This is a genomic window from Kushneria sp. Sum13, from assembly GCF_052692355.1.
On sequence record NZ_CP199847.1, the window covers coordinates 1,727,383 to 1,740,013 of the forward strand.

General features: G+C 57.7%; 18 protein-coding genes and 1 tRNA gene. 10 read left to right on the forward strand and 9 right to left on the reverse strand.

Annotation, left to right across the window (positions count from 1 at the left end):
* Positions 1 to 84: 84 nt before the first annotated feature.
* Together smrA and ACUN8C_RS08120 are read right to left on the reverse strand one after the other, a co-directional pair.
* Complete coding sequence (gene smrA, locus ACUN8C_RS08115) at positions 85 to 684, reverse strand: DNA endonuclease SmrA (RefSeq protein WP_445621706.1); 600 nt, start codon at positions 682 to 684, stop codon at positions 85 to 87.
* Between the two features lie 139 nt (positions 685 to 823).
* Positions 824 to 2,068 (reverse strand): YihY family inner membrane protein, encoded by a 1,245-nt coding sequence (locus ACUN8C_RS08120; RefSeq protein ID WP_445621707.1) that lies wholly within the window; start codon positions 2,066 to 2,068, stop codon positions 824 to 826.
* A 172-nt stretch (positions 2,069 to 2,240) separates the two neighbouring features.
* On the opposite strand from ACUN8C_RS08120, the gene wrbA reads away from it, so the two are divergent.
* The 7 genes from wrbA to ACUN8C_RS08155 all read left to right on the forward strand — a co-directional run bounded on the left by wrbA (position 2,241) and on the right by ACUN8C_RS08155 (position 6,823).
* Complete coding sequence (gene wrbA / locus ACUN8C_RS08125) at positions 2,241 to 2,852, forward strand: NAD(P)H:quinone oxidoreductase (RefSeq protein ID WP_445621708.1); 612 nt, start codon at positions 2,241 to 2,243, stop codon at positions 2,850 to 2,852.
* A gap of 2 nt (positions 2,853 to 2,854) precedes the next feature.
* The gene (locus ACUN8C_RS08130; protein WP_445621709.1) at positions 2,855 to 3,265 is read left to right on the forward strand and encodes a DUF2069 domain-containing protein; all 411 of its coding nucleotides are present in this window, start codon (positions 2,855 to 2,857) and stop codon (positions 3,263 to 3,265) included.
* An 86-nt stretch (positions 3,266 to 3,351) separates the two neighbouring features.
* Positions 3,352 to 3,996, forward strand: a complete 645-nt coding sequence (gene pdxH / locus ACUN8C_RS08135; protein WP_108843552.1) for a pyridoxamine 5'-phosphate oxidase — start codon at positions 3,352 to 3,354, stop codon at positions 3,994 to 3,996.
* A gap of 40 nt (positions 3,997 to 4,036) precedes the next feature.
* Positions 4,037 to 4,672: a helix-turn-helix domain-containing protein gene (locus ACUN8C_RS08140; protein ID WP_445621710.1), complete on the forward strand. Its 636-nt coding sequence runs from the start codon at positions 4,037 to 4,039 to the stop codon at positions 4,670 to 4,672.
* A 120-nt stretch (positions 4,673 to 4,792) separates the two neighbouring features.
* Entirely contained in the window at positions 4,793 to 5,113 is a 321-nt protein-coding gene (locus ACUN8C_RS08145; protein ID WP_445621711.1) for a DUF1244 domain-containing protein, read from the forward strand.
* A complete protein-coding gene (moaB, locus tag ACUN8C_RS08150; RefSeq protein WP_445621712.1) occupies positions 5,110 to 5,631 on the forward strand; it encodes a molybdenum cofactor biosynthesis protein B in 522 nt (173 codons plus the stop codon). The genes ACUN8C_RS08145 and moaB overlap by 4 nt, the downstream gene beginning before the upstream one ends.
* Positions 5,624 to 6,823 carry a molybdopterin molybdotransferase MoeA gene (locus ACUN8C_RS08155; protein ID WP_445621713.1) on the forward strand — a complete coding sequence of 400 codons (1,200 nt, stop codon included), beginning with the start codon at positions 5,624 to 5,626 and terminating at the stop codon, positions 6,821 to 6,823. The genes moaB and ACUN8C_RS08155 overlap by 8 nt, the downstream gene beginning before the upstream one ends.
* Here the strand turns inward: ACUN8C_RS08155 and ACUN8C_RS08160 are convergent.
* From ACUN8C_RS08160 to ACUN8C_RS08185, 6 genes are all read right to left on the reverse strand, one after another.
* Positions 6,809 to 7,381 (reverse strand): acyl carrier protein phosphodiesterase, encoded by a 573-nt coding sequence (locus ACUN8C_RS08160; protein WP_445621714.1) that lies wholly within the window; start codon positions 7,379 to 7,381, stop codon positions 6,809 to 6,811. The genes ACUN8C_RS08155 and ACUN8C_RS08160 overlap by 15 nt on opposite strands.
* Positions 7,382 to 7,390: 9 nt before the next feature.
* Entirely contained in the window at positions 7,391 to 7,741 is a 351-nt protein-coding gene (locus tag ACUN8C_RS08165; protein WP_445621715.1) for a TusE/DsrC/DsvC family sulfur relay protein, read from the reverse strand.
* Between the two features lie 64 nt (positions 7,742 to 7,805).
* Positions 7,806 to 8,090 (reverse strand): sulfurtransferase complex subunit TusB, encoded by a 285-nt coding sequence (gene tusB, locus ACUN8C_RS08170; RefSeq protein ID WP_445621716.1) that lies wholly within the window; start codon positions 8,088 to 8,090, stop codon positions 7,806 to 7,808.
* Positions 8,091 to 8,121: 31 nt separating this feature from the next.
* Positions 8,122 to 8,475 (reverse strand): sulfurtransferase complex subunit TusC, encoded by a 354-nt coding sequence (tusC, locus tag ACUN8C_RS08175; RefSeq protein WP_445621717.1) that lies wholly within the window; start codon positions 8,473 to 8,475, stop codon positions 8,122 to 8,124.
* A 30-nt stretch (positions 8,476 to 8,505) separates the two neighbouring features.
* Positions 8,506 to 8,898, reverse strand: a complete 393-nt coding sequence (tusD, locus tag ACUN8C_RS08180; protein WP_445621842.1) for a sulfurtransferase complex subunit TusD — start codon at positions 8,896 to 8,898, stop codon at positions 8,506 to 8,508.
* Positions 8,899 to 9,002: 104 nt separating this feature from the next.
* Positions 9,003 to 9,668 (reverse strand): Bax inhibitor-1/YccA family protein, encoded by a 666-nt coding sequence (locus ACUN8C_RS08185; protein ID WP_445621718.1) that lies wholly within the window; start codon positions 9,666 to 9,668, stop codon positions 9,003 to 9,005.
* A gap of 147 nt (positions 9,669 to 9,815) precedes the next feature.
* Here ACUN8C_RS08185 and ACUN8C_RS08190 point away from each other — a divergent pair.
* The 3 genes from ACUN8C_RS08190 to ACUN8C_RS08200 all read left to right on the forward strand — a co-directional run bounded on the left by ACUN8C_RS08190 (position 9,816) and on the right by ACUN8C_RS08200 (position 10,759).
* Positions 9,816 to 9,905 (forward strand) — tRNA-Ser (locus ACUN8C_RS08190).
* Positions 9,906 to 9,965: 60 nt separating this feature from the next.
* Positions 9,966 to 10,394: a hypothetical protein gene (locus ACUN8C_RS08195; protein WP_445621719.1), complete on the forward strand. Its 429-nt coding sequence runs from the start codon at positions 9,966 to 9,968 to the stop codon at positions 10,392 to 10,394.
* 125 nt (positions 10,395 to 10,519) lie between these two features.
* Positions 10,520 to 10,759 (forward strand): hypothetical protein, encoded by a 240-nt coding sequence (locus ACUN8C_RS08200; RefSeq protein WP_108843541.1) that lies wholly within the window; start codon positions 10,520 to 10,522, stop codon positions 10,757 to 10,759.
* A 72-nt stretch (positions 10,760 to 10,831) separates the two neighbouring features.
* Here the strand turns inward: ACUN8C_RS08200 and ACUN8C_RS08205 are convergent, their stop codons facing one another.
* Positions 10,832 to 12,541, reverse strand: coding sequence for a potassium/proton antiporter (locus ACUN8C_RS08205; RefSeq protein ID WP_445621720.1), 1,710 nt, complete (start codon positions 12,539 to 12,541; stop codon positions 10,832 to 10,834).
* Positions 12,542 to 12,631 lie beyond the last annotated feature (90 nt).

A 12,631-nucleotide genomic window follows, 5' to 3' on the forward strand; every position in this document is an offset into this window, starting at 1 on the left:
AAAAAGGGCCTCTTGATAAGAGGCCCTTTTTGCTGGCGGTCTTTTTGTTAACGGTCTTTTGATCGATAGTCGTAAAGCTTGTGCTCAGGGCGCGCGACGGCGCTGATGCACTTCACGGTTACGCTGGCGTGCACGGGGCGCCTTTCTCAACATGACATAGGTGGCACCGATGCCGCCGTGACGCGGCTGGGCCGTAACATAGGCCTGCACTTCATCAAACTGCTCAAGCCATTTGCCCACATAGGAGCGCACCACGTTGGCATGGCTCTCATCGCTTTTGCCACGGCCGTGGATGATCATCACACAGCGCAGTTCATGGTGATGCGCCTGACGGATGAAGTTAAAAAGCTCTCGACGACACTCGATGACGGGTCGCTTGATCAGGTTAAGTTGGGAATCGACCTGGTAGCCGCCATGGCGCAATTTCTCGATAACGCCGGTCTGAATACCGTCGCGTCGAAACTCGATCGGATCGTTGGCCGGCAGCAGGTCGACAAACTCATCGGACAGGAAGTTGCTCTCCTGCTCGCCATCCTGAGCACTGGCACGTCGCGCCAGCTGGGCATCGCTGGGCGTTCGCGCGCCGGTACTTCCAGCATCAGCGCGGTTGCGCCCCTTGTTGAGCGGGATGACGTCGGCCATTTCGCTGAAAAAAAGCTGCTCATCGCGTTGATTGGCATTCATCGGGCTACTCCTCGCCTGTTGGCAGCGTCACCAGCAGGCTTGTCGTTCGAACAGGGTTTGCTGTGGGTTACGCAGCATCAATGTCAGAGCGTCGCATCGGGAACAGGATATGAAGTGCCGAGCCTCCCGGCAAATGCCGTCATGGAGTGGCAGGCGTTTTATCGCCGGCCTGGTTGTTCAGGGCTGATGTCATCGAAACATCCAGCGCCTCATGATAGCGCTGATGCGCGGCGCGCATGAGGTCAGCCAGCGCATTATAGCCTTCCGGTGGCCGATAGTGTTCGGGCATGTCCCAGGGCAGGCCGGCCACGACTTCACTAAGCGTCAGGGTATCAAGCGATTTGGCCAGTACCCACTCATCCTCTGCACTGATCACGATCCAGCCCCGCTCGGACAACACGTTCAACAGCTTGTGATAGTGCCCTCCCAGTCGTCTTCGCACATTTGAAGCTCGCAATGCCCCTTCGCCGCGAATTTGTCTCTCATGCAGCAGGGTCAGCATGCCCATGGCCTGCCAGAACGGCGGCCAGCGACGCCAGTCGGCATGCTGGGTTTCTCCCAGCCAGGCAGACAGCTCTGCCCCCATCAAAATGATGAACCAGCTCAAAAATATCCAGAGCAGAAACAGTGGCACGGCGGCGAAGGCGCCATAAAGGATCTGGTAGGAAGGGAAGTTGGTGACATAGAGGGAGAAGCCCCATTTGGCCAGCTCCAGCGAAATCGACACCAGTAGCGCGCCGGCCGCGGCATGCTTGAAGCGCACACGCGCGTTGGGCACGGTGATGTAGATAAACCAGAACGCCAGAAAGCTAAGGATCGGCGGGAGAAAGTGCAAAATGAAATCACTGCCGCCCAGCCAGGACGCTGCCGAATTCAATATGCTGATGGAGGCAAGATAGGAAGACAGCAGAAAGCCGCTACCAATCAAAATGGGGCCCAGCGTCAAAACGGCCCAGTACACCAGAAACCCCATCAATCCATGTCGATTATGACGCACCCCCCAGATTCGATTGAGCGCGCTTTCCACGGTCATCATCATCAAAATAGAGGTGATCAGCAAAAAGACGCCGCCGACCATGGTCAGCCCACGTGCCTGCTGGGTAAACCCGCGCAGCGTATCCAGAATGGTCTGCCCCGTTTCCGGGACAAACTGCTGAAACACGAACTGCTGGATACGATCCCCTGCATCCTGAAACTCGGGGATCGCTGCAAACAGGGCATACACCACGGTGGTCAGCGGCACCACGGCAAACAGTGTGGTGTACGTCAGCGAGGCTGCTGTCTGCAGGCCGTCATGAGCATTAAAGCGTTTGACGAGCTTGATCATGGCCCTGAACGGCGTCAGCAACAGCCACAAGGGTTGGGGTATGGAAAAGCGTCTCACCTTGTCCCGCTCCTGACGATAACCACTTGATGTCTCCCTGAAACATAGCGACTGGCTGGCGCCCTGGCCAATCGAATCTGAAGACGGTGTGGCCTGACAACCTGGGCCTCAATGGGCACAATGGTGGCATTCCTGCCAGAATTGGTCTCTATCGTTCCCACAAGGATATGTCATGACCCGACCCTACGTACTGGTGCTTTATTATTCCCGGCAGGGCGCGACACGTGATATTGCCCGCCATATTGCCGCAGGCATTGAATCGGTAGGCGGTATCGAGGCGCGCCTTCGCACAGTACCCGCGGTGTCTGCCGAATGTGAAGCGGTGGCCAGCGATATCCCCGATGAAGGGCCTGTCTATGCCAGTCATGATGATCTTCGTGACTGTGCAGGGCTTGCCATGGGGAGCCCTACGCGCTTTGGCAACATGGCAGCGGCGCTCAAGCACTTTCTGGATGGCACCAGTACGCTCTGGCTCAACGGTGCACTGGTCGACAAGCCGGCCACGGTCTTTACCTCGACGTCCAGCATTCATGGTGGTCAGGAAAGCACCCTGCTGACGATGATGAATCCCCTTTTGCACCATGGCATGGTCATCGCAGGCATTCCCTACAGCGTGGATGAAATGTTTACCACGCGTACCGGCGGCACCCCCTACGGGGCCAGTCACTTTGCCGGACCTGACAATGACCGCAGCATCGACGAGCACGAGCGCGCGCTGGCCATGGCTCAGGGCAAGCGTCTGGCACGTCTGGCGCTGGCACTTGAAGCGACGCGAGGGCAGTAACCGTGCTGTTTCGTACCTTTGAGCAGCGCTATGGCGCCAGCGGCGCCAGACACAGGGCGCGTCGGGTCGTGATAATCAGCTGGATCACGCTCATGGCCGTGACCCTGCTCACGGGGGTGATCCTGTCACAACGAGGTGGCACCGAAACACTGCTTCCCGTGCTGGTGCGGCTCGCCCCGCTGGCGCTTTTGGGTATTGTACTGCGCACCGAGCGCCGGCGCGGCTACGGCTGGCTGGCGTTTGTCAGCGTGCTTTATATCATTCAGGGGGCGGTCATGCTGCAGCTGCCGGGATTGTGGTGGCTGGGCCTGGTCGAGGCGCTTTCTGCCCTGACTCTGCTGCTCAGTGCCGGCAGCTATGCGTTGTACATTCATCGCTGGCAACGCAATGATAATCCCCCGGGCACCGGGTGATCCCCGGGCAGGATACTGGATCAGGCCCGAAACAACATTGCGAGGCAGACCGGATGATGCCTCCCGAAGCTTCAAGGAAACCGCTTATGAGCACCATTTCTGATCTGCGTCGCGATTATGTCGGGGAGACGCTTGACCGTGACAATACGCCTGAAACGCCATGGCCTCTTTTTTCCGAGTGGCTCAACGCTGCAGTCGAAAGCGAGCGAGATGACGCCAACGTCATGACGCTGGCCACGGCAGACAATGAAGGCGTGCCACACGCGCGTATCGTGCTGCTCAAGGACTTCGATGAAAACGGTATGGTGTTCTACACCAGCTATCAAAGCCACAAGGGAAGCGAGCTGGGCAGCTGTCCTCACGCAGCGCTGGTGTTCTGGTGGCCGACCCTGCAGCGTCAGGTCCGTATTGAAGGGCACGTGGAGCAGGTCTCTGAAAAAGCCTCGGATGCCTATTTCCACTCGCGCCCGAGAGCGAGTCAGCTGGGCGCCTGGATCTCTCAGCAAAGCGTTGAAATTCCGAACCGCCAATGGCTCGATGAGCGTACCCATCGCTTTGAACATGCCTATCAGGACAATGAGGTCGAACGGCCGCCGCACTGGGGGGGCTATCGAGTGGTGCCGGTCATGGTCGAGTTCTGGCAGGGCCAGCCCAGCCGCCTTCATGATCGAATCCGCTACCGCTTGCGGACATCCGATGGTCACTGGCTGAAAAGCCGGCTGGCGCCCTGACGGTACACACGCTCGGCGTCGACAAGGATATCCGTCCAGAATGACAGATCGTGAGGCAAAAGCAGGGGCCGGCATGACGGTCGCCCGCGGGCAAAAACCCTTTGTCGAACCCCTGCGGCTGGGGGAACGTCTGCGTGAAATTCGCCGTGCCCAGCAGCTGACGCTCGAAGAGGTCAGCCGGCGCACCGGGGTGGCACGCTCAACGCTTTCCAAGATTGAAAACGATCTGGTATCCCCCAGTTTTGTAGTCGTGCAAAAGCTGATGATCGGGCTTGAGCTGGATATGCCCCAGCTTTTGAAGAGCCCGCGCAGCGCGCCCTGCAATGCCGGCCGGCGTGAGCTGACGCGCAGCGGCCAGGGAGAACAGCACCCGACGCCCACCTACGAGCATGAGCTTTTATCGGCACAGCTGGCGCAAAAGCTGATGACGCCTTTCAAGACGATCGTTCGCGCCCGCAGCATCGAGGCATTTCCGGATTGGGTGCGTCATGGCGGTGAAGAGTTTTTATTGGTGCTGGAGGGCTCTATTCTGTTCTACAGCGAGTTTTATGAGCCTCTTCAGCTCGACGCCGGTGACAGTCTCTACTTCGACAGCGACATGGGCCACGCCAAGGTATCCATCAGCGATACCGATGCCCTGGTACTGTCGGTATGTGCGCCGGGTGAGCGCGCCTGACATGCCGGCCCTGTCGTCACCCCTGTTGTCACTACACCAGGCCGTAATGACGGCCTACAATGGTTTTGCCCTCTTCTTATCATTGGCTTTCAGCCTTCAGGGCGCTTACAGGAGCTGAACATGGAACAACTGGACAAGCAGACCCGGACCGAGCTTGAGGCAGCCGCCTTTCGTCGTCTGCTCAAGCATCTCGATGACAATCGTGACGTACAAAACATTGACCTGATGATTCTGGCCGACTTCTGTCGCAACTGCCTTTCCAAGTGGCTGGTAACGGCTGCCGAAGAGCGTCATGTCGAGCTGGATCTGGACAGCGCCCGAGAGCATGTCTATGGCATGCCCTACGGCGAATGGAAGGCGCATCACCAGCCGCCGGCCACCGATGAACAGCTCAAGGCACTTGAAGCACGTCAGAACGCAAAGGAGAAACCCTCCTCGTGAGTGACGACTTCATCCCGCTCGAGATTGCCGTTTTAACGATTTCCGACACTCGCGATGAAAGCAGCGACCGTTCCGGCGCCCTGCTGATCGAGTCGCTTGAGCACGCGGGTCACCGCTGCGTTTTTCGACAGATCATTCGTGATGAGCTCTATCAGATTCGCGCAGAAGTGGCGCGCCTGATTGCCGACCCGCAGGTACAGATCGTGATCACCACCGGGGGGACCGGTTTCACCGGCCGGGACTCCACGCCCGAAGCCGTCAGCGTTTTATTTGATAGCCATATCGAAGGCTTTGGCGAGATGTTTCGTCGGCTCTCGCAGGATGATGTCGGCAGCTCTACCATACAAAGCCGCGCGCTGGCAGGTTTTGCCAACCATACAGCGGTGTTTTGCCTGCCCGGCTCGACCGGCGCCTGTCGTACCGGCTGGAACGGCATTCTTGCCGAACAGCTCGATAGCCGACACAAGCCCTGCAACTTTGCCAATCTGGTGATTCCCGGACGGAGGCAGCATGGCTGATGGCAGTCGGCTGCATACCCCACAGGAGGCACTCGACTCGCTTTCAAGGGGGCTCGCACCGCTGGCGTGCGAATGGGTAGCGCTTGAAGTGGCCGGTGACCGCGTACTGGCGCAAACGCTTCATGCCCGTCACGATACGCCGCCCTTTGATAATAGCGCGATGGATGGCTATGCCCTGCGTGCCGCGGACAGTGGCAAGGTGCTGCCCGTCAGTCAGCGCATCATGGCCGGCCAGCAGGCGCTGCCGCTTGAGGCCGGTACCTGTGCACGAATCTTCACCGGGGCACCTCTGCCCGATGGCGCCGACAGCGTCATCATGCAGGAGGAGGTGGATGTCCGTGATGATGGCGCTTTTATTCCTGCCGGTCTTGCGGCGGGCAACAGCGTCCGCATCAAGGGTCGAGAAATCACTACCGGTACAGAGCTTGTATCTCAGGGCACGCGGCTCAATAGTGCCGCGCTGGGATTTCTGGCAGGTCAGGGGTTTGACCAGGTGCCGGTCTATCGCAAGCCGCGTGTGGCGCTGCTCTTTACCGGTGATGAGCTGAAGCTGCCGGGAGAGTCGCTGGCCCCCGGACAGATCTATAACGGCAACCGATTCATGCTGATGGATCTTCTGGTGCGCTTTGGGGCCGAGCTCTCGCTGGTGGAGCAGGTGCCGGATACGCTCGACGCCATGACACAGGCACTTGATCGTGCCTCTCGTCAGGTCGATGTCATTGTCACTACCGGGGGGGTCTCGGTCGGGGACGCCGACCATGTCCGTCGTGCGCTGGAATCACTGGGAGAGCTGGATCTCTGGCGTCTGTCGATTCGCCCCGGCAAGCCGCTGGCGCTGGGGCACATTGATCAGTGTCGCTTTGTGGGGCTGGCGGGCAATCCGGTATCGAGCTTTGTCGGTGCGTGGCTTTTTTTGCGCCCGCTTCTGGGCGGCCTGCAGGGCTGTAAAGAGATGCATGCCCTGCCGGAGGTCACCGCTCAAGCGGATTTCGAGACCGAAACTGCCGGGCGCGATCATTACATGCGCGTCACCCTGCAGTGGGACGGGGACAGCTACCGCGCGCACGCGTTTGAAGATCAGGATTCCTCCATCCTGCGCTCCTGCGTGACGGCCAATGCACTGGCCGTGATCAAGGCCCACTCGAAAATCATGCCGGGTGAGCGCGTCAGGTGTCTTTTACTGGTCAGCTAATGTTGCGGCATGTTCGCATGCCGCACGCTGCATCCATGGCCAGATCTCGTGAAAACCGTCTTCCAGCAGCGAATATTCTCTTTCCAGCCAGGGCGTCAGTTCGGCAAGCCGATTGGGGCCCGAGAGACGCGTCCCTACCCCTGCGATGGCGCGACAGGTAAAACCAAAATCCCCATAGCCCTTTAGCCAGTTTTCACGGCACAGGTGCTCAAAAAGCCGCGCCTGCCGCTCGGGAATCATGGACGCATGTCGGGTCAGGATGCCATAAACGCGCTGGTTCAAATGCTCATCGTGATACAGCCTGGCCAGAAAGTGATCCCAGACGATATCAAGGGCAATGCCGCAGACACGCCGCTGCGCGCTGGGGGATTGCTGTTTGAGCGCCAGGGTCGTCTCGTGCTGGTCGATCAGGGCATCCATTTTACGGTGAAACCGTACGCCCCGGGCCAGTTCGGTATCTGCTGTCGCCGTTCCCTTGATGCCATCGGCCACTAGATTACCCAGCATGAAAACGTCGCTGCCGTGTCGTGCCAGTTCGGCGTGGGCAAGAAAATTCAATCGATCGACCTAAAGGCAGTTGGTAGGACGTGGCAGCCCGGCCAGGCGTGCTGCCACGCGTGCCGGGCTTTCGGGGAAAAGCGACATCAGATAAATCGAGCTGCCCTTCTGTTCACCCAGCTGCTGGCGAGTGGCCTTGACCAGGGCGCGCATGGCCGGGGCCATCTCAAAGCGGGCGTAAAAATCACGCAGCAGCTCGATAACTTCCCAATGTTCGGGCGTTAGTATGCGGCCCTCGTGCTCGGCCATTTTTTCGGTCACTTCAGGAGACCAGCATTCAAGATCCTGCAGGTGGCCGTCGCTATCAAGCGCGATGATCGTGCCATCAGCAAGTGTCAGGGTGTCCGTGTCCGGGGTCATGAGTTCTGGCGCTTTGGAAAATGAAAGAGATTATGGCGATAAAAAAGCGAAGCTGACCCGAGGGTCAAAACCAGCTGACGGTGCGATGCGTAGTGGCGGTCAAGGCGATAAAGCCTGCCATGTCGACCATTTTTGAGGTGTCGGAGGATGTGACCCCACGCGACACGCAGTCTTCTTCGAGTGCCCAGAGCTCAATGCCTTCGGGCAGGGCGTGCAGTAGCGTCCCGGATGCTGCGTAGACGCCATCCTCGACCAGCAGCACATGATCGCCCTGCGATACGCCAGCAGCAAGCTCCTGCAGGATATTGGTGCTAAAGGGAGATCGGTTGATCAGATGAAGCGTGCTCATGGGGACACTCGTCGATAAAGAAAATGGCGTATTAAAAACTCATGACCACGTCGTGTTTGGCAATCATGTCAGCAATATAGGCCTGCTGACACCCTGACATCAGCTGGTCGACGGCTAGACCGCGGTCTTCAAGCGAGCCCTGGTCATACCAGAGTGGCTCGATGTCATAAAGCGACAGCCCTTCAAGCATGGCGGCACTGCCCTTTTGACCCAGTGCGCCTCGCTGCTGATGGGCCAGCAGCGCCAGAACACCATCTCCGCTGAAAAGAAGGGTTGGCGGCTGCCCCAGTGCGGCCCCGACCAGGGCCGCTTCAAGCCCTTCGCGTACCCAGCTTGAGCCATGCGGTGGGTGGCGCACGATCACCAGTATGCTTTTTGAATCCATGATGTTACTGCCCTGCCCGTAATGTCTGCCTCAAGGCGCAAAGGTAATCAAACGGTCGTGATGAAGTGCCGCCTGCATGAGCTGCCCCAGTCCCGTCAGTTCAAAGGGCGCCTCAAGCGTCGGGTGTGAATGCCCATGGCGGCGCGCTTCGCCTTCATCCAGCAGGCCACGGCGCACGGCCGAAGCTACGCAGACCAGAAGCTCGCACTGCTGGGTCTGATGAAGCGCTCGCCAGCGCTCGAGAAGATGAGGCTCATCCCTCGGCGGTGTCATCATGCTGGCGGCATTATAAACGCCATCGTGATAGAAAAAGACCGCTGCCACACGATGCCCCTGCGCCGGTAGCGCCTCGGCAAACCGTAGAGCGCTATGAGACGCCTGCTGGCTATAGGGGGACCCCTGCACCATCAGGGCATAGGTCAATCCTTGAGAGACCAAGACAACTCTCCTGAAACAAGCCTTGTGGAACCAAAAAACCCTGCCCGAAGGCAGGGTTCCATGTTAACAGATCATGGTGTCGCTCTGGTTCAGTCGCTGGAGGTCAGGCCCAGAATCGACAGCAGGCTGATGAACAGGTTGTAGATGGCGACATAGAGGCTGATGGTGGCCAGAATGTAATTGTCCTGTCCGCCATGGATCACCTGACTTGTCTCAAACAGAATCACGGCCGAGGCAAAGAGGACAAAACCTGCTGACACTGCCAGCGCCAGACCGGAAATGTTGAAGACCATCGCCACGACCATGGCCAGAATCAGCACAATGGCACCGGCCATGATGAAATTGCTTAAAAAGCTGAAATCCTTGCGGGTAATCAGCGCCACGGCTGAAAGTCCAACAAAGGTAACTGCGGTCATGGCCAGCGCCGTCATGATCAGCTGAGGGCCGTTGGAAAGCGTCAGGTAGGCACTTAGGATCGGCCCGAGGGTGAAGCCCATAAAGCCTGTAAACGCAAAGGTCGCCAGCAGCCCTGCTGCCGAATTGGCGGTTTTGTGGACCAGAAACATCAGTCCGTAGGCGCCAATGAAAAAGACAAAAATATTCATGCGCTGGATGCCCATCGACATCGCGATCCCGGCGGTGACGGCCGAGAACAGCAGTGTCATGGCAAGCAGCATGTAGGTATTGCGCAATACCTTGTGTGACTCAACGCTTCTGGTCCCGGTCTGCGAGACTCCATAGGTTCTATCGACCATGGATCACTCCCTGCCTTGTGTCTGATTATGGTGGAATTTTAACCAAGAATGAGCTTCAAACGCCGTCTCTGCAAGTTATGACCCTTTTGATTGAATTAAGCTCCTTGACCTTTGCTGACAGGCTGTTAAGATGCATCGCCGTAAGCCGGAGGGATGGCAGAGCGGTTGAATGCACCGGTCTTGAAAACCGGCAAGGGTTAATGCCCTTCCAGGGTTCGAATCCCTGTCCCTCCGCCACTATTTGAAAATCCTGCCAATTATCGATTGGCAGGATTTTTCCGTTTCAGAGGGTTGTCCATGGGCAGGCGAATAGTTGTCCATGGTCCGGCACATACCTGTCATCCAACGCTTCGCTACCAGACCCTGCAAGCTTCAGGCATTAATTTTTCTGGATTAGAAATTTACAATCCATTCATCTGCCCTTACTGTCAAGCCATCAACCCGCATACCGAGGCCATGGCTTTGACACCTGTGCGTTTGCAAAGAGCTTTTGATACTGCCCGTGAGCATTTTCCGAGCGAAGTCATTCAGCAGCCCTGTGACTCGGGTGCCACCTGCCTGGAGCTTTGGCAGGGCGGCGACAAAGTAGACGAGCTCTACCTTGATCAGGACATGCTGGAAGTCTTTATCAACATTGAAGCCTGTTATCGCCAGCAGGGCATCAATGACAGTGCCATGCATGCGTTTCGACAGTTAAACAGTACTGGAGACGCTGGCGGGCGCTGATGTTTCGTTCTGCACCCTTTTGCCCTTCTATTCTTGAGACTTTTGACATTGCGTCGTTGGTTGCAGAGTGATGCTGCCTTGCCTAGTCTCATTTCAGTGGCATCAAATGACAGGGAGAAGCTCCAATGGCCAACAGCGGACGCGGTTTTACCAAGGGCAACATGGATCGGGAAGGCGAACATCAGGGCGACAACCCGCCCGGTATCTTTGATGTCGGGGATCGTCCGGGCCATGCTGGTGAGTTTCAGGAATGTACGCCTCAGGGCGATTTACTGGATGAGTCGACGCGCATTCAGCTCGATCATGATGATGAGCCGTTGCCGCCGACCTCGCAAAAGAACAATAAGTGGCGCGTCATGAATTGATTGGCCACTTTGATACCAAAGCGCCCGCTTAATAGCGGGCGCTTTGGTGTTCGAGCACTGACGAGCGCTGAACTAGCCATGTAGTCTCAGTCCCACTCGCGTCACATTGTTGCCTTCCACGTCCTGCACGACCCAGTGAATACCGTGCCAGTCAATATCATCGCCCACAACCGGATAGCCCCCAACGCGACGCGCAATAAAGGCGCCCAGCGTTTCTTCACGCTCCCAGCGTGACAGTGTCAACCCATAGGCATCGGCCACATCGCCCATTGAGGCCTCTCCCGACAGGGCAAAGGCGCCGAAGAAATCGCGCTCGCGCTTGAGCTCTGCATCGCCATTGAACAGGTGATTGATGGCATTGAGGTCGTGGGTTCGGGCAATCACACAGGCCACATCTCCGGACTGCAATCGCGTGCTGCCGGTAGGATGAATCATGACGTGTTCACGAAAAACGGCGGCCACCACGGCACCGGAAGGAAAGCGAAGCATTCTAAGCGGGGTATTTTCAACGCGTTTGCTGTCCACCTTGTAGACGAACATTTCGTAGTCATCTTCAGGCAGCACGCCCAGCAATCGGCGTCGAGCCGGCGCGGTTTCTGCAGGAATTTCGACCCTGAGCCAGCGGGCCATATGGCCGATGGTGGTGCCCTGCAGTACCAGCGAGATCAGTACCACGAAGAAAGCCACGTTGAAGTAGAGCGAGGCATTCTCGACTCCTGCAATGACCGGAAAAATGGCCAGAACGATCGGCACGCCCCCGCGCAGACCTACCCAGGAGATAAAGGCCAATTCTCGCCAGCGAAAGCCAAAAAAGGGTTTAAGGCTCAGCAGTACCGACAGGGGACGTGCCACAAAGATCAAAACCACGGCCACCATGACGCTGGACCAGGCATAGTCGACCATTTCACTGGGCGTCACCAGAAGACCCAGCGTCAGGAAAAGCCCGATCTGACTCAGCCACGCGAGACCGTCATGGACGGGTAAAATGAACTCGAGATGCTTGCCACGGATGTTGCCAATCATGACGCCGGCCAGATAGATGGCCAGAAAACCGCTGCCGCCCAGCATGTTGGTCAACGCAAAGACGCTAAATCCCATGGCCGCTGCCAGAAGCGAATAAAGCCCGGGCGCCAGATCCAGCCAGCGCAATAAACGTCCCAGAAGCCAGCCGCTGGCAATGCCGGCCACAGCGCCGATGCCGAACTGCTCGACAAACATTAAAAGCGTACCGGAGATACTGTCGATGGACCCGGCCAGGGTCTGCGACAGAATCAGGGTCAAAAAGATCGCCATCGGGTCATTGGTGCCCGACTCGATCTCAAGCGTTGCCCCTACACGTTCGTTAAGGCGAATCCCCTGTCCGCTGAGCATTGAAAATACGGCCGCGGCATCCGTGGAACCAACGATGGCCCCGACCAATAGTCCCTGAAATACACTGAGATCAAAGACCCACATGGCAAACAGACCGGTCAGGCCGCTGGTCAGAAAAACGCCCAGGGTGGCCAACGACAGCGCCGGTCGCAGACCGACCCTGAAGGTCTTCATCCGTGTGCGAAGACCACCGTCCAATAGAATCATGGCCAGCGCCAGCTGGCCGATCAGATAGGCCAGGTTGTAGTCGCTGAAATTGATCAGACCCAGGCCATCGACGCCTGCCAGCATGCCGATACCGAGAAACAGGGGAAGCAGCGGCAGGCCAATACGCGCAGATACCCGGCTGGCCAGAATGCTCATGGCCACCAGTAACCCACCAATCAGGAATATGCTGTTAAAGTCGGTCACGGCGTCTCTTTAATAACCTCTTGTAATAAGCAGTAGTGTGCCATGAACTCTGCCCATTATCATCCACGCCTCTGAATGGCCATGATCGAA